This window comes from Actinoalloteichus hoggarensis (assembly GCF_002234535.1).
Classification (GTDB): domain Bacteria; phylum Actinomycetota; class Actinomycetes; order Mycobacteriales; family Pseudonocardiaceae; genus Actinoalloteichus_A; species Actinoalloteichus_A hoggarensis.
In genome coordinates this window covers 90656-110841 of record NZ_CP022521.1, presented here as the reverse complement: position 1 = coordinate 110841, position 20186 = coordinate 90656, and the positions used below count along the sequence as shown (strand labels likewise).

Sequence of the window (20186 nt, the reverse complement as noted above, 5' to 3'; positions counted from 1 at the left end):
TGAGCTGCTTCTCACGAAGTCGCAGGAGGGACGCGAAAGGCTTATCCTTTAATCATGACCATCGCGGCGAAGAATATTCAGCGGACGACGTCCGACTTCCAGACGCTCTTGCAGGATCAGGTGCGCAACGAGTTCACCGCCGCACAGCAGTACATCGCGCTGGCCGTGTGGTTCGACGCTCGTGATCTTCCCCAGCTCGCGCGCCACTTCTACCAGCAGTCGCTGGAGGAGCGGAACCACGCCATGATGATCGTCCGCTATCTGCTGGACAAGGACGTCGAGGTGACCATCCCCGACGTCGGGCCGGTCCGCAACTCGTTCAGCGAGCCCCGCGCGCTGATCGCGCTGGCACTGGAACAGGAGCGGGCCGTCACCGACCAGATCGTGGCGCTCGCCAAGGCCGCGCGGGCGGAGGACGACTACATCGGCGAGCAGTTCATGCAGTGGTTCCTCAAGGAGCAGGTCGAGGAGGTGTCGCAGATGTCCACGCTGCTCAACGTCGTGGAGCGATCGAACGGCAACCTGTTCGACGTGGAGAACTACCTGGCACGCGAGACCGTCGGCGATGCGGGCACGGACCCCACCGCCCCGCCTGCCGCGGGCGGGGCGCTCTGAACCGGGGTCGACCCGGTCGGCACTCGCCGCCGGACGCAGGCTCGCACTCCGACCAGGCCACGAGGCCGCGTCCGGCCGCTGCCCAGTCGGCTCGCGCCGAGGCGTCCGAGCCTGCGACGGAGGAGCGGTGGGCCTCCGGCCCGGGCGGGCCCGCTGGCGAATTCACTGCCGGGCCCGTCACGGCGGGTGGTGCGGCGGCTCGGATCGCGGGGCGCATCCCGACGCAGTCGCCGCGGACGGCCGAGGCGACCGGTCCGGCGGTCCGCCCGCCCACGAGCCCCGTCGCGGCCGACGACCTGTCACCCGATCTGCTGCCTCCGCTTCCCCTCCGCCACGACCGGGTGATCACTCTGCCCCCGGCGCCTTCCGACGAGCGGGGAGGCGAGGCAGGAACGGCGACGGTTCGCCGGTCCAGGTGAGGAGCAGGCGGTCGCGCGCTCGCGTGCAGGCCACGTAGAGCAGCGCCCGCCAACGGCGCAGCATCTCGGGTCGGTCGCCGGGGTCGACGCGATCGGCGAGCCCGGCAGGCGGCACCGACTCCGCCCCGACTCCGGAGACCGCCACCCGCGAGAACTCCCGACCGGCCGCCGAGGCCAGCTCACCGACCCGGACCGCCCGATTCTCCTCGATGTCCTCCTCGGACCCGAGGAGGACCGTGCCCACCCGAGCCGCACGGAGCCGCCGATCCAGGTGGTCCCGCAGCCGCGCCGACGGTGTGAGGACCGCGCAGGGCGGCTCGTCGACGGACACCTCCGTCCGCCACCGTCGCAACACCCGGACCACGGCATCGCGTTCCTCCGTGGTCGAGTCGAACGCCCAGGTGATCGGCTCCGGTCCAGCATCGACCGTGCTCCCCGCCCCACCCGCGCCCGGCGACTCCTCATCCGGATCGAGCACCGACGTGGCGAAGTCGACGATCGCTCGCGAGCTCCGGTGATCCGTCCCGAGCCGAAGCCGACGCCACGACGCGGCGACCGCGCTCAGGACGTCGCCCTGAGCATGAACCCGCTGCCGGTCGTCCCCGCAGAGCAGCAGACTTCCCGTGTCCCCGACGACCAGGGCACGCAGCAGCCGGAGCTGCGTCGGCGAGAACTCGTGCGCCGCGTCGCCGACGACGTGTCGGTAACCGCCGATCCTCGGCGCCCCCGGGTCGCGGGCGGCCTCCGCGAACTCGGCCGCCCGCGCCGCCGTCCGATCGCGGCTCGTCGTACCCCGCCGGGCGAGCAGATCCTCGAACGCCGTCACCAGCCCCCACACCCGCGTCCGCTCGGGTCCGTCGAGAGCGACACCGCGGTCCGATCGCGAACACGCCAGGTAATCCTCCCGACGGCGCAGGTCTCGACCGACGATCACCAACCGATACTCGGCGGCCAGGAACTCCGGGGTGTAACGCCTGCGGTCGGCGTCGTCGAGCTCGACGGCCCGCTGCAGCACCTGCGCCCAGCGAGCGGCCTCGTCGGGCTCGGTGCGGACCGTCCGGCCGGTGATGCCGACGCATGTCTGCCGAGCGACGACGTCGACATCGAGCACGTCGACCCGATCGAGGATCTCCCTGCCGCCGAGCCGCACCAGGCCGTCGGCAAGGCGACCGACCGCGGCGGGCGTCCCGGTCGTCAACAACAGCCTGCCCACTCCGCAGGCCCGCCACGTCCGGTGAATCCGATGCAACGCCACGACGGTCTTGCCCGTCCCCGGCCCGCCGATCAGCACATCGCGTCCGCCGGGTGTCGGCTCGGCCGCGGCGTCCTGTTCCTGATCGAGACGCCACCCGGCCGCGCCGCCCCCGGCGACCCCCTCGACTGCGACCATCGCGACTCGCCCTTCTCCTTCGTGTCCGGTGATCGAGGACGATCATGCATGCGAGGTCCGACTCCGGGAGCCGGCCGCTCTACGCCGAAGGTGTGACCTTCCGAACGACTCCAGAGCGTGGCAGACACGCTACCGAGCGACTGCTAACTTCGACGGGAAGATCGTCGGCGGGGCCGTAGGGGACGGTCCGACCACGAGAACGCACGGGGGAAGGACCGCACATGGCGGACGGCTACGAGATCGACCTCGACCGAGCACCACAGATCCTGGCGAACCTGAAGAACGCGCATGACTCAATTGTGGAAATTCAAGCAGAAGCCAGACAGCTCGCCCGATACAGTCTTCGAGGAACAGATGGCGTGAGCCGCCATGCATCGGCCGAGCTGCAAAGATTCGCCACAAACCCGGAATCCGGCTCACTGTTCGAAGCCATAACAGCTTACATGACAGCCCTCAAGGACCAGATCCACGCCCTAGAGGACAATCTTGCGAGATACCAGGACCTTGAGGAGCTGAATCAGATCAAAGCGACGCCGATAAACTGAAAGAATATCGACACTAAGGCTGAAATTCGACATAAGGAATCTGCATTGATCAGGAAAAGTCGCCCCGCCCGGACGCTGGTACCGATTTTTATCGCATCGCTCACACTGGCAGCGTGCAATCAGGACCCAGGCGCACTCTCAGTGGAGAGCACGCCGCCGAGTAGTAGCATCAGCGAGTCGGCGACAGGCGCCACCGCTGGAGCGATCGCCGTTCCGAACCCTGTAGACGCAACAGGGATTTCTCCATGCAGCTTCCTTTCCGCGGGAGACGCCGCCAGCCTCGAACTACCCGAGACGGGCGAACCTCATGAGGTCTGGATGAGCGAGGCCTGCAAGTGGACCGACCCCGACTCAGGCCTCAACGCGATCGTCTACCTCGATGCCGAATTCTCTCTGGCCGACATCTACGCACAAGAAGACAGTTTCTCGATCTTCGAACCGAGGACGATCGACGGATACCCGGCGGTAATTGCGAACCGAGTGGACTCGACGACCAGTTGCGAGGTATTCCTGGCCACGACAGAAGAGCAGATCATCGTCATCGACTCCACCGCGGCCAGGAGAGATAATCTCGACGCCTGCGAATGGGGAGCCGAGATTGCGGGAGCCACCCTGAAGAACATCACAGAATAGCACCACTCATAGCAGGGGGAAGAACAATGGGATTCCAGCCAGAAACGAGCAATCGATCTTGGGATCACACCAACGCACAAGCAATCTCCGCAGCACTACGCGCCAATCCGGGGAATGCCGATCCGGAGCAGTTGAAGAGCAGCTGGGACGCCATATCCGACCGGTTCAGAAACATCGGCGAGTACATCGAGAAGTCTATCTCCGATTCCTCCGACAGCTATCAGGGTGAGGCAGGCGATCGGTCCAGGGCGGCTGCCTCACCGCTTGCGCGGTATGCGCTGGAAGCGGAGGAGCAGGCACGGCAGGTCGGCAACGTCGTGGCAGTCCAATCCGTTTATCACGCGGCGGTCAAGCTCATGGCGCCCATGGGCTCACCGAAGCCGGAGAAGGGATTTCTGGAAACCGTCACCTTCGGGCTCAACGGCTATAACGACGAGATCGCGGCCTACGATCAGGACAATCAACGCGCTCGCGAAGCCATGGAGCAGTACCAGGACATCACGAACACGAACCTCGCCAATCTGCAAGGTTTCGAGGAGCCCGAGAAGACGACCATCACCATCGCCGATCCGGCGTTGAGTCGGGCCGACGAGGGCATGCCGTCGACGCTGGGCGACGCCCCGTCGACGGGCGGCCGAGCCGACGGCGGTTTCGGCGGCCCTGGCGGCGGTTTCGGCGGCCCTGGTGACGGTGGTGGCAGTGGTCTCGGCGGGAACGGCGGCTCAGAACGGCCCGGCGGCCCTGGCCACACCATTCCTCCGGTGGCGCCGCCGTCGATCGGGCCGGACTTCCACCATCCCGCTCCACCGCAGCCTCCGCTCGGTGCTCCGGTCGGGCCGCCGAGCGTGGGGCCCGGCCCCGGACATCCCGGGGGCGGCGGCCTGCTGCCTCCCGGTGGGCTGGGTGGACCCGACGTCCCCGGCGGGCCTGGGCCGGGCGGACGTGGGCCTGGTGGTCTCGGTGGGCGAGGCCCCGGCATGCCCGGCGCACGTCCCGGGGCGCCCGGCATCCCCGGCGGCGGACGCCCCGGCGGTCTCGGCGGCGGGCCCGCCGGCCCCGGACGCATCCCCGGTGGCTTCGGCCCCGGCGGGGGCTTCGGTCCAGGCAGCGGCTTCGGTCCGGGCAGCGGCTTCGGTCCGGGCAGCGGCGGCCCCGGCGGTGGCTTCGGTCCCGGCGGCACCACGGGCGTCGGCGGCGCCGGCGGCGCTCGCATGCCCGGCGTCGGGGGTGCGGGCGGCATGGGCGGTGGCGCGGCAGGGGGCATGGCAGGCGGCGGCGCGAACGGACGCAACGGTGCGGGCGAAGAGGACAGGGAGCACCAGCGCGCCGACTACCTCATCGAGATGGACGGCGTCTTCGACGACGACACGAAGGTCGCTCCGCCCGTCTTCGGCGAGTGACCAACCGGGAGACAGGTACGACGTGAGCGAACGATTCACCCTGACCGCACTCGCCGCCGATGCCGTGCGCGTCCACTTGAAGACCCGTCTTCCGCCGCTGTTCTACACCGTGGGCTTCGGTGAGTCGGAGGAGGAACGTCGGAGGCTGCATCGCACCGCGTGGGCCGAGCTCGATGCGCTCGGGCTGTTGGATCGCGGCGAGCCCGTCCCCTTCCTCGCCGACGCCTTCACCACGCTGTCCCGGCCGATGCGCGCCGTGTACGGCGCCTATCAGCTCGACCGGACGACGGGGGCGAACGCGGTGTCGGTGGCCAACGGCGAGTTCGCCGTGCTGGCGACGCAGACGGAGCCCGAGGGCAGCACCGAGGCCGAGCGGCCGTTGACCATCGAACGCATCTGGTCGACGTCGTTGGCGCGTGCCGTCGTGGAGGTGCTGCCGCAGGTGCCCGCGGGCCAAGGAACGTCGGTGAGCCTTCCCTCGGACGACATGCTGCATGCCGCGCAGCGATCCGGCCGCTCGATGACCGCGCTGCGGTCGGCGCTGACCGCGGCGGGGCTGCGCGGCGGCGAGGCCGACGTCGTCGCACGGACGCTCACCGCGCACCGTCTCCGAGCAGGCCAGATCAGCGCGGGCAGTTTCGATCGGCTCACCGGTCGGACGACCGACGGCACGTATCGGGTGGACTTCATCGACACCGCCGACGGGCGCTACCTCATGGGCCACCGGCCGTCCCACGACGGCCGACGATGGTTCACCATCGCCCCGGCGGATCGGGCGATGCTCGCGAGGCAGGTGGAGGAGCTGCTGGCCACTTTCGAACGGCGAGACTGAGCCGTCGGCGGGCGCGAGGCGGACGCCCGGCCGGGATGCTCGCCGGCTGTGATCGGCGGAGTGACGAGGCGTCCGGGCAGGCCGCGATCCTGCGTCGTCCTCTCGAGGCGCCTTGAGCGGACGTCGCCGCCACACGCCTCCTGTGCGATCGTCCGCCTTCGTGCACGGATGGCGGCCTCGGTGCAGGCTCGACGTCGGTGTCGGCGTCCACGCCCTCATCCAGGTCTCCGGCGGCGCGGGCGTTCGGCTCCCCTCTCGGCTCGGCCCCGATACCCCAAGCCTTCGAGGACCCGCGCACACCAGGAGCGACCACGGGCTCGCGGGCTGAGCCCGCGTCATCGCCGCGTGTCGCGACCGGTGCGGGTCTTCCGTGTCCTCGCCGCTCTCGATCCTCGGTGACACGGCCGCGCAGGCGAAGCCGGGCCGATTCACCTCGCCCGAGCTCTCGATCGCGGGCGACATGCTTCCTCTCGGGCCGTGTGTCCGGCCGCCGGGCGAGGCGGCACTGCGCTGATGGTGTGATGTCGCGGATCGACTTCGCAGGGTGCCTGATCCGCTACGCGCAGGCTGATAACTTCGGTCGAAGATCACTACGGGGCGGTGGGGCGGCCGCCCGGAGCAGCGACGGGGAGGCAGGCACTGTGTCCGACGCCGGTGAGAGACTCCGCGACCGCGCAGCGCAGTCACCGGTCGAGGTACGGCATGCACGAGTCCGGAACCGGCAGGCCTGCTCGCGCGCGCGGCGGTCGAGACCGCCCTGTCCGGCGGCTCCCGGGCGCCGGCCCGGTCGCCGCGGCGCGACGGAAGGCCTGGACGCGATGAACGCGGCGGGAGCACGGAGGACGCGGGCCCCGCGGCGCGACGAAGCCCTCGTGATGCGTCGATGAACGCCATGGCCGAGCGGTTCACCCTCTCCGCACTCGCGGTGGACGCGTTGCGCACTCGGCTCCGCACGACGATCACGCCTCTGCTGCATGCCGCAAGCCTCGACGACGCCGACCACGAACCTGATGATCTACGCCGGGAGGCCTGGCTGGAGCTCGACGCGATGGGCCTGCTTGATCGCGGCGAGCCGGTCCCGTTCCTGACGACCGCGTTCCACGCACTGCATCGACCCAGCCGCTCGGTGACAGGCTCCTTCCTGGTGTCCGACCTCGGACTGCACGCCATCGCCGCGTCGAGCGGGGAGTTCGCCGTCCTGGCTACGCGCTCGGAGCCGGTGGGATCCGCCGGGGCCGACCGCTCGCTGACGCTGGAGCGGATCCGGCCGACGTCGCTGGCTCGGGTGGTCGTCGAGGCGCTGCCCCCGGTCCAGGCCGGGCGGGGCGATCCGGTGCGGATCCCCTCGGAGCGCCTCCTGCGAGCCTACGACGCGGGTGTCCTGGACCCGGCGAGACTGTCGTCGGTGATCGCCGCCGCCGGCCTGCGCCCCCCGGACGCCCGGTTGCTGGAACGGGTCCTGACCGCACGGGTCGAGCGGGAAGGGCGGATCAGCGCCACCGGCTTCGACCCGTTGGCGGGTCGCACCGCCGATGCCGCCTACCAGGTGGAATTCCGGGACACCGCCGACGGCCGTTATCTGCTGCGGCATCGACCCGAGTCGGACGGCAGGCGATGGTTCACCCTCGCGCCCGCCGACCGAACGACGCTCATCGGCCAGGTCGAGATCCTGTTGTCCTCGATCGGGCCTCGGATCTGACCCGCCTCGACCTCACCCGGAGACCAGCGCGCCGCGGACGACGGCGCAGATCGGCGAGCCGGTGTGGCGGCCGCCGGTGTCGGCACGCGACAGGCTCAGTGCGGAGGGCCCGGCAGGATGGCCGTCCGATGCCGTCGGCCCGGCCGTCGACATCGACGTGCCGGACCGCTCGGCGAGCCGACGTGCGAGAACCGATCAGGCGATACCGGGACGGTGTCGCTCAGCGCAGCGTGATCTGCCGCCCGATCAGGCCGGCCCGAGCACGCCGTTCCGATTCGTCGAGCGGGGTGTCCTCGAGGGTGCCGAGTGCCTCGGTGAGTCGGACCCCGAGGTCGGCGGCGGGCTTCTCCCACTCCCGGGCGTGCAGCTCACGATCGAGATCCCACACCGGCACGAGCAGTCCGTGGGCCCGGAACGATCCCGCGTAGCGGCTGCCCTCGCCCAACGTGAGCGCATCGCGCGCGGCGAGTCGGGCCATCGCGGCGAGCAGCTTCTCCTCCGGCTCGGGCCGTACCCACCGCAGATGTGCCTTCTCGCCCGCATCGACCCAGTACGCGGCACGGATGTCGGTGCCGTCGAGCCGCTCGGTCGGCATGATCGCCTCGTTGGCGCGTTCCAGCGAGACGGTGATCTCGGGAGTCGCCTCGGTGCCCTCCGGGATCCACCAGGCGAAGTCGGGGTGCAGCTCGATGTCCAACGGCGCGTCGGCGATCAGCAGATCCTGGAGTCGCGGGCCCGCCGGGTCGTCGTCCGGCCCGACCACCGGCAGCATGTCGCCGGCGCCTGCATCGGCCACCCAGCGCACGGCGCGGGCGAGGTCGCGGCTGAGATCGCCGGACCGCGTCTGGACCTGGAGTCCGACGAGTGCCTGATCGTCGTTGCGACGCATGGCCGCGGCAGCCATCGGCAGCACGGAGGCCAGCGTCACGTCCACGGCCGAGACGCCGTCGACCAGCGGAAGCCGTGCGGTGGCGCTGGGCACGAACTCACGGAGCGCGATCAGCTCGCATTCCGAGGCGAGGCCTTCGAACGGCCTCGTGATGATCACGTCGGCCGCACCGCCGCCGGTGCCGTGGCAGGCCTTGAACCGCTTGCCCGAGCCGCATTCGCAGGGCCGCCTCGGGTTGAGGCCGTCCTCGCGGCCACCCGCCCGATCCTTACGCTTGACCGCTGTGCGCTTGGCCACGTGGCGCCCCTCCCGTGATTCCCTCGTTACGCGCTGGGAACGGTAGTCGACGGAGCAGGACCGAGGACGGACCGGGTGGCGGCAGGCCGGTTGGTCGCGAGGAAGCGGACGCCGAGTCGACGACACAACTCGATGTCGGCGGGCTCGTCGACCGTCCAGCAGTACGTCGGATGCCCGCGAGCCTCGGCCCGCCGGACATAGTCTGGGTCGGACCGCAGCAGACGGATGCCCGGTCCGGTGTAGTCCGCCCACGGGGGCAGCGTGCCGTCGTGGAGGGACCGGCCGATCCGGTCGAGCAGCAGCACCGTCGGCAGGGCGGGCGCGTGCTCGCGGACTCGCCGCACCGCGCGCGAGGAGAAGGACATCATCACCACGGGCGAGTCCTCCTTCGACGCGGGCCTGGTGAGTCCGTGCCGCGCGAGGGTGTGCAGCAGCGCCCGCTCCACGAGGCCGCCGAACCGGACCGGATGCTTGGTCTCCACGAACAGCCGGACCGGTCGCGACGCACCGACCACGAGGTCGAGGAGGTCGTCGAATCGGAGCGGACCGGTGGCGCGGTCGACGGGCAGGCGTCCGTCGGCGGCGGTGGGATCGGACCGCCCCGTCGGGTGCCCGCCGCCGAAGTCCAGGGCCGACAGTTCCGCCAGGGTCAGTTCGCTCACCAGGCCCCGCCCCGAGGAGGTCCGGTCGACGCTGCGGTCGTGGATGCAGATCAGATGCCGATCCCTGGTGAGCCGGACGTCGCATTCGAGTGCGTCGGCCCCCTGTTCCAGGGCCAGCGTGTAGGCGGCCAGCGTGTGCTCGGCACGGTCGGCTGATGCGCCGCGATGAGCGACGACGGCTGGTGACACCCGGCGATCCTGCGCCGCCGAGGTGGCTCGCAGGTGGCGTCTCGCCGACACGGGGGAGAACCCCCGATGGCACTCGCCCGCTCGAGCGGGTCGACGCCCGTCCGCTCGGAGGTCCAGCCCGATCGGAGGTCGCGGTCCGGCCTCGGCGGGCGTGCCGACGGTGGGCGTGCCGACGGTGGGCGTGCCGAATCGTCTACGGCGCCGACCGCCTCTCGAAAGCGGCGTACGACAACGCCGAGACCGACTCGCGGTAACCCCTTCGCACCCTGCCCGCACCCACGCCGATCCCCCTGCGCAGGCGGAACCACGGCGACTACGAGGGTCTGGTGCCGCGCCCCGGCCTCGCGGGGCGTCGCCCGCCGTCGCCGCCGGTCACGCGGGGATCAAGGTGTTCTCCCTGGCCGCGACCCACCACCGGCCCGCCTCCTTGACCAGGACGTAGAGGGCGATCATGGACGGATCCGCCTCCAACGGCTCCCCGGCGGCGGTCGCCGACCGCGCGGTCTTGACGGCGATGGCGACGTCGGGCCGCAGGAAGACGACGTCGCCGAGCTCGTAGCGGACGTGCTCGTCGCGCAGGAAGCCCGCGAGGGCACGCCGATTCGCGGCCAACAGCTCTCGTCGTCCCGTCAGCAGAGACCCGGCGGCGTTGACGACCACGGTGTTCTCGGTGAAGCGAGCGGTCAGGAGCTCGGCGTCATTGGTGTTGACGGCGGCCTCGACCTCGCGGATCACCTCGGCGACGGAGGCGAGGTCAGCCTGGTGGTCGACCGTCTCGTCCTGAACCACTGGGGCGGCGTCATCGTGTGTCGTCATACGACCGAGCCAAACACCTCAACCACGGTAAAGGTCAAGGCGGTCCATGATGACGCGCGTCCCGGCGGCAGACGACCCTCTCGGGCGCCACGCGGCCGTGCTCGGCACGCCGCCCGGCTCGTCGTCGACACCGTGAGCTGGCACGACCGATGCCGAGGGCGCGCGGGCGGCGGCTTACGGTGTTCCGATGAGCGTCGCCCAGTCTGCCGCCGCGCAGCCATTCGATCCGACCGACTCGTCGTTCCTGGCCGATCCGTACCCGACGTTCGCGGCCATGCGCGCGGCCGGGCCGGTCCACCGCCATGACGGCATGGGGCTCCAGCTTGCCGTCACTCATGCGGCCGCCTCCGCGGTGCTCCGACATCGATCACTCGGCCGGGTCTGGACCGACGCGGAGCCCGCCGCCGAGTTCGGTGCGTTCAATCTGCTGCACCAGACCTCGTTGTTGGAGAACGAGCCGCCGACCCACACCCGACTGCGTCGCCTCGTCTCGGCCGCCTTCGGCCGAGGTCACGTCGAACGGCTGCGGCCATGGGTCGAGCGGCTGGCCGATCAGATGGTGGCCGGGCTGGCCGATCGGATCGACGCCACCGGCTCCGGAGACCTGCTCGCCGAGGTGGCGGCTCCGCTGCCGGTCGAGGTGATCGCCGAGCTGCTGGGCGTCCCGCAGTCCGACCGCGGCCTGCTCGCCCCCTGGTCGAACGCGATCGTGAAGATGTACGAGTTCGACCTGCCCGAGGAGCGCCGACGAGCGGCGGAACAGGCCGCCCGGGAGTTCGTCGAGTACCTGCGCGGGCTGGTCGCGCTGCGCAGGCGGGCCCCCGGCGAGGACCTGGTGTCCGACCTCGTCGCCGTGACCGACTCCGACGGCGCTCGGCTCAGCGAGGACGAGCTGATCGGCACCGCCGTCCTGTTGTTGATGGCGGGCCACGAGGCGTCGGTGAACGTCGTCGGCAACGGTGTCTCGGCGCTGCTGCGGCATCCGACACAGTGGCGGCGACTGCTCGACGATCCCTCGTTGCTGCCCACGGCCGCCGACGAGCTGATCCGATTCGACTCGCCGCTCCAGCTCTTCGAACGCACGGCCGTCGAAGAGGTCGAGATCGCCGGGGTGGTCCTGGCTCCGGGCGAGCGGGTCGCCGCTCTGCTCGGCGCCGCGGCCCGTGATCCGCTGGTGTTCGATGATCCGGACGCGCTGGACGTGGGACGCGATCCGAACCCGCACATCGGCTTCGGCCTCGGCATCCACTACTGCCTCGGTGCACCGCTGGCCAGGATCGAGGTGACCGCCATCCTCGCGGCGCTGCTGCGGCGGCTCCCGACGTTGTCGGCGGCCGGGACGCCTCGGCGACGCGACGAGTTCGTCATCAGGGGGCTGCACGATCTTCCGGTGAGCCGATGAGGGCGGCGTGCCGGTGATCAGTCGGGCGACATGCGGGGTTTTCTCGTGTGCTGCTCCATTCGGGCGACAAAACCCGAGTGGATTGCCACGTCGGCACAGATCATCGGAGCATGGGACCCGTGAGTGAGCTGTTGACCGATCGCACAGTTCTCACCACGCTTGCCGTGATCGGGGTGCTGGGCATGTTCGTCATGCTCTGTCGGGCTCGTCGGGTCAGCACCTCCGTCGAGGACGCCACGCTGCGTGCCCTGCATCGGGTGTCGCAGGCCGCGCCCGAACTGCGCGAGGGGCTGACCGAGGAGTCAGCCAATCGAGCGACACCACACCTGCGGGAGCTGTTGCAGTGCGTAGCCGTGGGGCTCACCGACCGAGCGGGGTTGATCAGCTGGGACGGCGAGGCGAACCACCACTACGACGACCTGGCCGACAAGGTGGGCGAGGTCGTCTCCGGCGGCAAGCGCGCCCATGTCGATCATGCCGATCTCGACTGCACGCACAAGGCCTGTCCGATGCGACACGCCTCGATCATCCCGCTGCTGGTGGAAGGCGAGATCAAGGGATCGCTGGTCGTGGTGGCCGACACCGGCGGCAAACGACTCGTCAACGCCGCCGAGGAACTCGGACATTACGTCTGCACCCAGTTGGCGCTGGCCGAGCTCCAGGAGTCGCGAGAACGACTGGCCAAGGCCGAGGTGCAGGCCTTACGGGCCCAGATCTCGCCGCACTTCATCTACAACGCGCTCAACACGATCTCCTCCTTCATCCGGACCGATCCGGAGGAGGCGCGGGATCTGCTCCAGGACTTCGCGGAGTTCACGCGATACTCGTTCCGCGCCACCGGGCTGTTCACCACGCTCGCCGAGGAGCTGCGCAACGTCGACCGATATCTCACCCTGGAGCGGGCCCGCTACGGCGAGGACCGGCTGCGGGTCCAGCTGCGCATCGCACCGGAGGTGCTGCCGGTCGTCGTGCCTTTCCTGGTCGTGCAGCCGCTCGTCGAGAACGCCGTGCGGCACGGCCTCGCCAGCAAGCGAGGCGGCGGCACCGTGACCGTCGAAGCGGCGGACAACGGCACCGAGGCGTTGATCAGCGTCGAGGACGACGGCGTCGGCATGGACCCGAACCGGTTGAACAAGGAGTTCACCAACGCGCATCTCTCCGGCGCCCATGTGGGGCTCGGCAACATCCACGACCGGATGCAGTCGGTGTTCGGCAACGAGTACGGCCTGATCGTGGAGACCAATCTCGGCGCGGGGATGCGGGTCACGATGCGTGTGCCCAAGTTCAGCCCCGGTGTTCGGCCGCTGCCGGCCACGCCGGAGGACGACGCGGTCCCGGAGACGCCGATCGACGAGACGCAGGCGCCGCCCTCGATCGCCGACGAACCACGCGACGACGCGGAGCCGCTGGAACGGACCAGGACCGAGCTGGCGGTGCCCGGCGAGCCCGCCACCGACGATGCCAGGGCGCGGACGGCCGCGCTGGGCAGGCGCGACGGGAGCTGAGGACGGAGGAGGCGGCGTCATGCCCCGATGCCCCGATGCCCCGATGCCCCGATGCCCCGATGCCCCGATGCCCCGATGAGGATGCCTCCACCGAACACCAGGCCGTCTGCCTGCCGGGTCCGCACCCGGCGCCGTGCCGGGCCGTCGCCACACGGACGCACCGCGCACGCGGATCTCGACGTGGCCAGGCCTCCCGCCTCGATCGCGGCGAACGGTCGGCCCCTGGTCATCACATGATCGCGCGCCACCGGACGGCGTACCGGGTCAACCACGCGCGGCCGGAGGAGAAGGTCTCGATCAACCGTCGCGTTTCGGGCTAGGGTCGGGACATGAGCGTGACCGACAAACTGGCCGCCCGTCTTCCGCTGCCCGGCAGGCTCGGCGAGCGTGCGGAACGTGCACCGGTGGTCGCCGTGATCAGACTGCACGGCGTCATCACGCCGAACCCCGGCCCCACGACGCGCGGCGCACTCAGTCTGCACACGGTGGAGACCGCGCTGACCAAGGCGTTCGCCCACGATCGACTGGCCGCGGTCGCCCTGGAGATCAACTCGCCGGGCGGATCCCCGACCCAGTCGGCGTTGATCGCCGATCGCATCCGAGGCCTGGCCGAGGCGAAGGCACATCGGACGAGATCGGTCCCGGTGCTCGCCTTCTGCGAGGACGTCGCCGCGTCCGGCGGCTACTGGCTGGCGTGCGCGGCCGACGAGATCTACGCGCATCCGACGTCGTTGGTCGGTTCGATCGGAGTGATCAGCAGCGGCTTCGGTCTGACCGGGCTGTTGGAACGCATCGGCGTGGAGCGGCGGATCCACGCCGCAGGGGCGCACAAGGTCCGGCTCGATCCGTTCTCTCCGCAGAAGGACGAGGACGTGGAGTGGCTCACGGGACTCCAGTCCGACCTGCACGAGCAGTTCGCCGGGTGGGTCCGTGAACGGCGCGGTGACCGGCTGACGGGCACCGAGGAGGAGCTGTTCTCCGGGGAGGTGTGGACCGGAGCCAAGGCCAGGGGCCTGGGGCTGGTCGACGAGCTGGGCACGCTGCGCGAGGTGATCGCCCGCCGATTCCCCAAGGCCGAGATCTCGGTCGCCGAACCGCGCCGCAATCTTCTCTCCCGCCTCGGCTTCGGTAGCGGCGCGCAGCTGTCTTTCGGCCGTTCCACTGCGGCGACCGGCGTACTCCAGATGATCGAAGGTCTCGAACAGCGCGCGATGTGGAACCGGTTCGGGCTGTAGAGGGACCGGGAATGGTCAGAGCCGCGATCCCCTTGTCACACTGTCGGGTAGACGTTCGGTCATGGACGGCCACGACACGTCTGGGCAGGAATTGAAGGCATGGTGAGCACTCACGACAACGGCGCGGGACTGATCGTCCTCGCGGTCGACGACGAGGATCGCGGCCTGGACGAGTTGTTGTACTGTCTGCGCCGCAATAATCGAGTCCGTCGCATCCTCACCGCCTTCGATTCGGCCGATGCCCTCCGTGTCCTGCGCAGCAACGACGCCGAGTTGCGGGAGCGTTCCAGGGCGGGGCTGTCTCCGGTCGACGTGGTCTTCCTCGACATCGCGATGCCGGGGCTGGACGGTATGGAGCTGGGCAAGGTGCTCACCGCGTTCCGGGTTCCGCCCGCGTTGATCTTCGTCACCGGCTTCGACAATCAATCTCTGGAGGCGTTCAACGTCGGCGCCACCGACTACCTCGTCAAACCGCCGAACGCGGAGCGGGTCGACGAGGCGCTACGGCGGGCGGAGCGGCTGCGCCGACCGGAGAGCGGCCCGGGCACGGTGACCCCCGCGGAGGACGAGGTCATCCCCGTCGAACTCGCGGGCACGACGAAACTGATACCACGGTCCTCGATCCGCTATGTGGAGGCGCAGGGCGACTACGCACGTCTCCACACCGTCGACGGCAGCCATCTGGTACGCATTCCGCTCTCGCAGCTGGAGGAGCGCTGGTCCGAGGTCGGCTTCGCCCGTATCCACCGGTCTTATCTGGTCTCGTTGTCGTTGGTGAGCGAACTTCAGATGTCCTCGTCGGGCTATTCCGTGCGGCTGGGGAACGGGGAGACGGCCATCGAGCTTCCGGTGAGTCGCCGCCACACCCGGGAGCTGAAGGATCGGCTGGTGCGGTCGCCCAAACGGGGACTCGGTCCGGGCCGATGATCCCCCCGGACGACGATCGCGCGGAGCTTCCCGACCCCGACACGCTGGAGGCACCACCGGGACGCCGCCTGCGCCGGGTCAAGGTGGTGCTCGCGGATCGCCGTGCGCACCGCGGCCCGATCCGGCAGATCACGGAACTGGAGGAGCAGACCAGCGTCGGCGAGGCGCTCGTGCGCAACCTCATCCGTGCGCAGCTGCGCACGGCGTTACGACTGGCCTTGGCGACGTTGGCCCTGCTCGGCAGCCTGCCGGTGCTCTTCTGGCTGTTCCCCGCCTTCGCGACGCTGTCGGTCGGCGGGATCAGGGTCTCCTGGGTGCTCCTGGGTGTGCTGCCTTTCCCGCTGTTCATCGCGGCCGGCTATGCCTACAGCGTGCAGGCCGAGCGGCATGAGCGGGACTTCGTAGACATGGTGGAGAACTGATGTCACCACGTCGCGCGCAGGCGGTCGGATCGCCCCGTCGCGTGGCTGGGTCGTTCGACGACCGGGCAGGCCGCCGTGAGTGGGCGCACCCCGGCGGATCTTCGGCCGCATCCGCGGCCCGCCGCGCGATGGACGGGGCAGCGACGCCGTGGAGCTGATCCCCTGGGCGACGGTCGGCATCGTGGTCATGGCCGCGGTGATCTTCGCCCTCGGCGTCTTCGGCTCGCGGTCCGTGCACACCACCTCGGACTTCCTGGTGGCTCGGCGCACGATCGGCGCGGAGCGCAATGCGGCGGCGATCTCCGGCGAGTACCTCTCCGCCGCGTCGTTCCTCGGCATCGCCGGGCTGGTCTTGAAGGACGGCGTCGACGCCCTCTGGTATCCGATCGGCTTCGCGGGCGGCTATCTGCTGCTGCTGATGTTCGTGGCCGCGCCGCTACGTCGATCGGGTGCCTACACGTTGCCGGACTTCGCCGAGGCACGGCTGGGATCGGCGGGCCTGCGCAGGCTGGCGACCCTCACCGTCGTCGTCATCTGCTGGCTCTACGTGGTCCCGCAGTTCCAGGGCGCGGGACTGACCCTGCGGATGGTGACCGGGCTGCCATTCTGGGCAGGCACCGCGCTGGTGGCGCTGCTGGTGGCGGTGAACGTCCTCAGCGGCGGGCTGCGCGCGGTCACCCTGGTGCAGGCCGTGCAGTACTGGGTGAAGCTCTTCGCGATCTCCTTACCGGCGTTCCTCCTGGTCATCGTGTTCGTCGCGAACCAAGAGGGCACCCGCCGCGGCCTGGCCGAGCCGCTGCCCCCTCGGTTCGAGGAGGCGACCGCCGTCACGGTGGGCACCGACGTGACGTTGGACGTCTCGCGGCCGTTGTATCTGCACGCCGACGGGGTGATCGGCGGCAGGCCGGCGGCGGGCGCCGTCTACTGGGCACCGGGTGAGCACAGCGTGGGGGCCGACACCGAACTGACCTTCCCGGCGGGCTCCGACGTGCCGGTGGTGGTGGGCGCGCCGACGGACAACGCCTCGTGGCTGACCCCCCAGGACGACGGGGGTGCGGGTCTCTTCGCGACCTATTCGCTGATCTTCGCGACGTTCCTGGGAACCATGGGCCTGCCGCACATCCTGGTCCGCTTCTACACCAATCCCAACGGCGGAGCGGCCCGCCGGACGACGTTGTTCGTCCTCATGCTGCTGGGGCTGTTCTACCTGTTCCCGACGATCTTCGGCGCGCTGTCCCGACTGTACGTCCCGCAGCTCCTGGTCACCGGCACGACCGATGCGGCCGTGCTGCTGCTGCCCGGGGCCATGTTGTCGGGCTGGCCGGGCATGCTGTTGGGGGCGGTGACGGCGGCAGGCGCGTTCGCCGCCTTCATCTCGACCGCGTCGGGCCTGGTGAGCTGTGTGGCGGGTGTCCTGGCGACCGACGTCCTGCGGCGCGGGGCGTTGAACGACTTCCGACTCGCCACCGTGATCTCGGCGTTGGTGCCCCTGATCGCGGTCATGTACTTCGCGAATCTCAGCATCTCTCAGACGGTGGGCATGGTGTTCGCCGTGTCCGCGTCGACCTTCTGCCCGCTGTTGGTGCTGGGCATCTGGTGGCGCGGCCTGACGGCCACCGGCGCCGCGACGGGGATGATGGTCGGCGGCGGGCTCGCCGTCCTCGCGGTGACGCTGACGGTGGTCCTGGAGCCCACGTCGGCGGGCTGGTTGAGCTCGATGACCGCGCAGCCTGCGTTGATCACGGTCCCGATCGCCTTCGTGACCATGATCGTGGTGAGTCGGGCTACGGCTCGGCAGGTGTCCCCCGAGGTGGCACGGATCCTGCTGCGGATGCATGCCCCGGATCGGCTCGGGCTGATCAGGGATCGTGATCTGGAGCGCTTCGGATTCGTCGAGGAGCCGTCGGACGAGCCGCCTCCTCGCCCGACCCGACCTCGCCACCAACGGGCGACCGACGACGACTGACGGATCGGTGGGCGACGCCGTGCGGCCGCCGATCGCATTCCGCCAGAACGGGCTTGACCGCGCGAAACGGACACAATCGGACGGGCACGTTCGGCCGCGCCGATTCGCCGGGGTCGACGATTCGGGACCCGCACGCCAAGCTCGGACCTCCGCCGAGGGCGGGCTCCGTCGAAAACTTCTCACTCGACCGAATCAAGACATGCATCCAAAGAGTGAGAATCGAACCGCATCACCGTCACTCAACGTAGACGAAAACACCCTGTGCTGTCAGATTCCTCCGAGGCAGGCGGGTAAGCCCCCCGTTTGGCGGCTTCCGATGTGATCAACGCGACACAAGCATGTGGGACACCCCCAAGCCAGCAGGGAGGTCCTGTGAGCGAGACACCGCCACCACCCCCACCACCCGGCCCGGACGACTGGCGTGCCATCCAGGAGACGCCGGACTTCGTCGACCTGCGACGCAGACTGCGCCGTTTCGTCTTCCCGATGACCGCGCTGTTCCTCGCGTGGTATCTCCTTTATGTCCTGGTGGCCGACTTCGCACATGACTTCATGAGCATCAAGCTCATCGGCAACATCAACCTCGGCCTGATATTCGGCCTTCTCCAGTTCGTCTCCACCTTCGCGATCACGATGCTCTACGTGCGGTTCGCGAATCGCAGGCTCGATCCTCTCGCCGATCGGATCCGGGAAGAAGCCGAGGGAGGCGGACGATGACCAGTGCCGAGACGGTGATCCTCGCTCAGGGCGACATCGGATCGCCCTGGCTCAACATCGGCATCTTCGGCCTCTTCGTCGCGGTCACCCTGGTGATCGTGCTGCGGGCCAGCCGCAACACCAAGACCGCCGCCGACTACTACGCGGCCGGGCGGGCGTTCAGCGGACCGCAGAACGGCGTCGCCATCTCCGGCGACTATCTGTCGGCGGCATCATTCCTCGGCATCGCCGGCGCCATCGCGGTGAACGGCTACGACGGTTTTCTCTATTCGATCGGTTTCCTCGTCGCCTGGCTGGTCGCGCTGCTGCTGGTGGCGGAGCTGCTCCGCAACACCGGCCGCTACACGATGGCCGACGTGCTGAGCTTCCGGATGAAGCAGAAGCCGGTCCGGACCGCCGCGGCCATCTCCACCCTCGCGGTGTCCTTCTTCTATCTGCTGGCGCAGATGGCGGGAGCGGGCGGGCTCATCGCCCTGCTGCTCGGCATCGAGAGCGGTGCGGGCCAGGCCCTCGTCATCGCGGTCGTCGGCGCGCTGATGATCGTGTACGTGCTGATCGGCGGGATGCGCGGCACCACGTGGGTGCAGATCATCAAGGCCGCTCTGCTGATCTCCGGCGCCGCGGTGATGACCGTGTGGGTGCTCGGCATGTACGGCATGAACCTCTCGGAGCTGCTCGGCGCGGCGGTCGAGTCCGCAGGCACCGAGGACGTGCTCAATCCCGGCATGGCCTACGGGGCCTCGCTGCTGACGAGGATCGACTTCCTGTCATTGTCGCTGGCACTGGTGCTGGGCACCGCCGGGCTGCCGCACATCCTGATGCGGTTCTACACCGTGCCGACCTCCAAGGAGGCCCGCCGCTCCGTGCAGTGGGCCATCTGGCTGATCGGCCTGTTCTACCTGTTCACCCTGGTGCTCGGCTACGGCGCGGGTGCCATCGTCGGCCCGGAACGGATTCAGGAGGCCCCCGGCGGGGTGAACTCGGCGGCTCCGCTGCTGGCGGCCGAACTCGGCGGCCCGCTGCTGCTCGGCTTCATCGCGGCCGTGGCGTTCGCGACCATCCTCGCGGTCGTGGCGGGACTGACCATCACCGCGTCTGCCTCCTTCGCACATGACATCTACGCCAACGTGATCAAGGGCGGCGAGGCCGATGACAAGGCGGCGGAGGTGCGGGTGGCCCGGATCACCGCGGTCGTCATCGGTGTGGTGTCCATCCTCGGCGGCATCGTGGCCAACGGGCAGAACATCGCCTTCCTGGTCGCGCTGGCGTTCGCCGTGGCGGCCTCGGCGAATCTGCCCACGATCCTGTACTCGCTGTTCTGGAAGCGCTTCAACACCACCGGGGCGCTCTACAGCATGTACGGCGGCCTGGCCGTCACCGTCACGCTCATCGTCTTCTCGCCCGCCGTGTCCGGCAGCGAGACCGCGATGTTCCCCTCGGCGGACTTCGACTGGTTCCCGCTCTCGAACCCCGGCATCGTCTCGATCCCGATCTCCTTCGCCCTCGGCTGGCTGGGCACCATGCTCTCGAAGAGCCCCGCCGATCCGGCGAAGTACAGCGAGATGGAGGTGCGTTCGCTGACCGGCCTCGGTGCGGAGAAGGCCACCGATCACTGACTTCAGACCC

Annotated in this window: 18 protein-coding genes; 14 read left to right on the top strand and 4 right to left on the bottom strand. The window is 69.6% G+C overall.

The features are described 5' to 3' along the window. Window positions 1-54: 54 nt before the first annotated feature. Window positions 55-615, top strand: a complete 561-nt coding sequence (locus tag AHOG_RS00470) for a ferritin (RefSeq protein ID WP_093939607.1) — start codon at window positions 55-57, stop codon at window positions 613-615. A gap of 345 nt (window positions 616-960) precedes the next feature. Here AHOG_RS00470 and AHOG_RS00465 read toward each other — a convergent pair whose 3' ends face one another. Next, window positions 961-2424: a UvrD-helicase domain-containing protein gene (locus AHOG_RS00465; RefSeq protein ID WP_093939606.1), complete on the bottom strand. Its 1464-nt coding sequence runs from the start codon at window positions 2422-2424 to the stop codon at window positions 961-963. A gap of 221 nt (window positions 2425-2645) precedes the next feature. Here AHOG_RS00465 and AHOG_RS28165 point away from each other — a divergent pair, with 221 nt between their 5' ends. From AHOG_RS28165 to AHOG_RS00445, 5 genes are all read left to right on the top strand, one after another. Next, window positions 2646-2969 carry a hypothetical protein gene (locus AHOG_RS28165; protein WP_157736556.1) on the top strand — a complete coding sequence of 108 codons (324 nt, stop codon included), beginning with the start codon at window positions 2646-2648 and terminating at the stop codon, window positions 2967-2969. Between the two features lie 45 nt (window positions 2970-3014). Next, window positions 3015-3602 carry a DUF3558 domain-containing protein gene (locus AHOG_RS00460; RefSeq protein ID WP_157736555.1) on the top strand — a complete coding sequence of 196 codons (588 nt, stop codon included), beginning with the start codon at window positions 3015-3017 and terminating at the stop codon, window positions 3600-3602. 26 nt (window positions 3603-3628) lie between these two features. Further along, on the top strand, window positions 3629-5002 hold the full coding sequence (locus AHOG_RS29225) for a hypothetical protein (protein ID WP_211290506.1): 1374 nt from the start codon (window positions 3629-3631) through the stop codon (window positions 5000-5002). A gap of 22 nt (window positions 5003-5024) precedes the next feature. After that, on the top strand, window positions 5025-5834 hold the full coding sequence (locus AHOG_RS00450) for an ESX secretion-associated protein EspG (protein ID WP_157736554.1): 810 nt from the start codon (window positions 5025-5027) through the stop codon (window positions 5832-5834). Between the two features lie 883 nt (window positions 5835-6717). Continuing rightward, on the top strand, window positions 6718-7533 hold the full coding sequence (locus tag AHOG_RS00445; protein ID WP_093939603.1) for an ESX secretion-associated protein EspG: 816 nt from the start codon (window positions 6718-6720) through the stop codon (window positions 7531-7533). Between the two features lie 220 nt (window positions 7534-7753). Here AHOG_RS00445 and AHOG_RS00440 read toward each other — a convergent pair whose 3' ends face one another. From AHOG_RS00440 to AHOG_RS00430, 3 genes are all read right to left on the bottom strand, one after another. After that, window positions 7754-8719: a DUF5926 family protein gene (locus AHOG_RS00440; RefSeq protein ID WP_093939602.1), complete on the bottom strand. Its 966-nt coding sequence runs from the start codon at window positions 8717-8719 to the stop codon at window positions 7754-7756. Window positions 8720-8745: 26 nt separating this feature from the next. Beyond that, entirely contained in the window at window positions 8746-9570 is an 825-nt protein-coding gene (locus AHOG_RS00435; RefSeq protein WP_093944014.1) for a glycerophosphodiester phosphodiesterase, read from the bottom strand. A gap of 372 nt (window positions 9571-9942) precedes the next feature. After that, window positions 9943-10386, bottom strand: a complete 444-nt coding sequence (locus AHOG_RS00430; RefSeq protein WP_093939601.1) for an SgcJ/EcaC family oxidoreductase — start codon at window positions 10384-10386, stop codon at window positions 9943-9945. Between the two features lie 187 nt (window positions 10387-10573). Between AHOG_RS00430 and AHOG_RS00425 the strand changes: the two genes are divergently transcribed. From AHOG_RS00425 to AHOG_RS00385, 8 genes are all read left to right on the top strand, one after another. Beyond that, the gene (locus AHOG_RS00425) at window positions 10574-11788 is read left to right on the top strand and encodes a cytochrome P450 (protein WP_093939600.1); all 1215 of its coding nucleotides are present in this window, start codon (window positions 10574-10576) and stop codon (window positions 11786-11788) included. A 110-nt stretch (window positions 11789-11898) separates the two neighbouring features. Continuing rightward, a complete protein-coding gene (locus tag AHOG_RS00420) occupies window positions 11899-13293 on the top strand; it encodes a sensor histidine kinase (protein WP_093939599.1) in 1395 nt (464 codons plus the stop codon). Between the two features lie 329 nt (window positions 13294-13622). Further along, window positions 13623-14528, top strand: coding sequence for a S49 family peptidase (locus AHOG_RS00410; protein ID WP_093939597.1), 906 nt, complete (start codon window positions 13623-13625; stop codon window positions 14526-14528). Window positions 14529-14627: 99 nt separating this feature from the next. Then, window positions 14628-15455 (top strand): LytR/AlgR family response regulator transcription factor, encoded by an 828-nt coding sequence (locus AHOG_RS00405; RefSeq protein ID WP_093939596.1) that lies wholly within the window; start codon window positions 14628-14630, stop codon window positions 15453-15455. Next, complete coding sequence (locus AHOG_RS00400; protein ID WP_211290505.1) at window positions 15452-15877, top strand: hypothetical protein; 426 nt, start codon at window positions 15452-15454, stop codon at window positions 15875-15877. Before AHOG_RS00405 ends, AHOG_RS00400 begins: the two co-directional genes overlap by 4 nt. A 187-nt stretch (window positions 15878-16064) precedes the next feature. Next, entirely contained in the window at window positions 16065-17843 is a 1779-nt protein-coding gene (locus AHOG_RS00395; protein WP_093944012.1) for a sodium/solute symporter, read from the top strand. Window positions 17844-18215: 372 nt separating this feature from the next. After that, window positions 18216-18560, top strand: a complete 345-nt coding sequence (locus AHOG_RS00390) for a DUF485 domain-containing protein (protein ID WP_093939595.1) — start codon at window positions 18216-18218, stop codon at window positions 18558-18560. Then, on the top strand, window positions 18557-20176 hold the full coding sequence (locus AHOG_RS00385) for a solute symporter family protein (RefSeq protein ID WP_093939594.1): 1620 nt from the start codon (window positions 18557-18559) through the stop codon (window positions 20174-20176). The genes AHOG_RS00390 and AHOG_RS00385 overlap by 4 nt, the downstream gene beginning before the upstream one ends. Window positions 20177-20186 lie beyond the last annotated feature (10 nt).

Excerpts from the sequence above, each read along its gene's own strand:
- AHOG_RS00470 (WP_093939607.1), top strand. The coding sequence starts at position 55 with ATGACCATCGCGGCGAAGAATATTCAGCGGACGACGTCCGACTTCCAG.
- AHOG_RS00465 (WP_093939606.1), bottom strand. The coding sequence starts at position 2,424 with ATGGTCGCAGTCGAGGGGGTCGCCGGGGGCGGCGCGGCCGGGTGGCGT.
- AHOG_RS28165 (WP_157736556.1), top strand. The coding sequence starts at position 2,646 with ATGGCGGACGGCTACGAGATCGACCTCGACCGAGCACCACAGATCCTG.
- AHOG_RS29225 (WP_211290506.1), top strand. The coding sequence starts at position 3,629 with ATGGGATTCCAGCCAGAAACGAGCAATCGATCTTGGGATCACACCAAC.
- AHOG_RS00445 (WP_093939603.1), top strand. The coding sequence starts at position 6,718 with ATGAACGCCATGGCCGAGCGGTTCACCCTCTCCGCACTCGCGGTGGAC.
- AHOG_RS00430 (WP_093939601.1), bottom strand. The coding sequence starts at position 10,386 with ATGACGACACACGATGACGCCGCCCCAGTGGTTCAGGACGAGACGGTC.
- AHOG_RS00425 (WP_093939600.1), top strand. The coding sequence starts at position 10,574 with ATGAGCGTCGCCCAGTCTGCCGCCGCGCAGCCATTCGATCCGACCGAC.
- AHOG_RS00420 (WP_093939599.1), top strand. The coding sequence starts at position 11,899 with ATGGGACCCGTGAGTGAGCTGTTGACCGATCGCACAGTTCTCACCACG.
- AHOG_RS00410 (WP_093939597.1), top strand. The coding sequence starts at position 13,623 with ATGAGCGTGACCGACAAACTGGCCGCCCGTCTTCCGCTGCCCGGCAGG.
- AHOG_RS00405 (WP_093939596.1), top strand. The coding sequence starts at position 14,628 with ATGGTGAGCACTCACGACAACGGCGCGGGACTGATCGTCCTCGCGGTC.
- AHOG_RS00400 (WP_211290505.1), top strand. The coding sequence starts at position 15,452 with ATGATCCCCCCGGACGACGATCGCGCGGAGCTTCCCGACCCCGACACG.
- AHOG_RS00395 (WP_093944012.1), top strand. The coding sequence starts at position 16,065 with ATGGCCGCGGTGATCTTCGCCCTCGGCGTCTTCGGCTCGCGGTCCGTG.
- AHOG_RS00385 (WP_093939594.1), top strand. The coding sequence starts at position 18,557 with ATGACCAGTGCCGAGACGGTGATCCTCGCTCAGGGCGACATCGGATCG.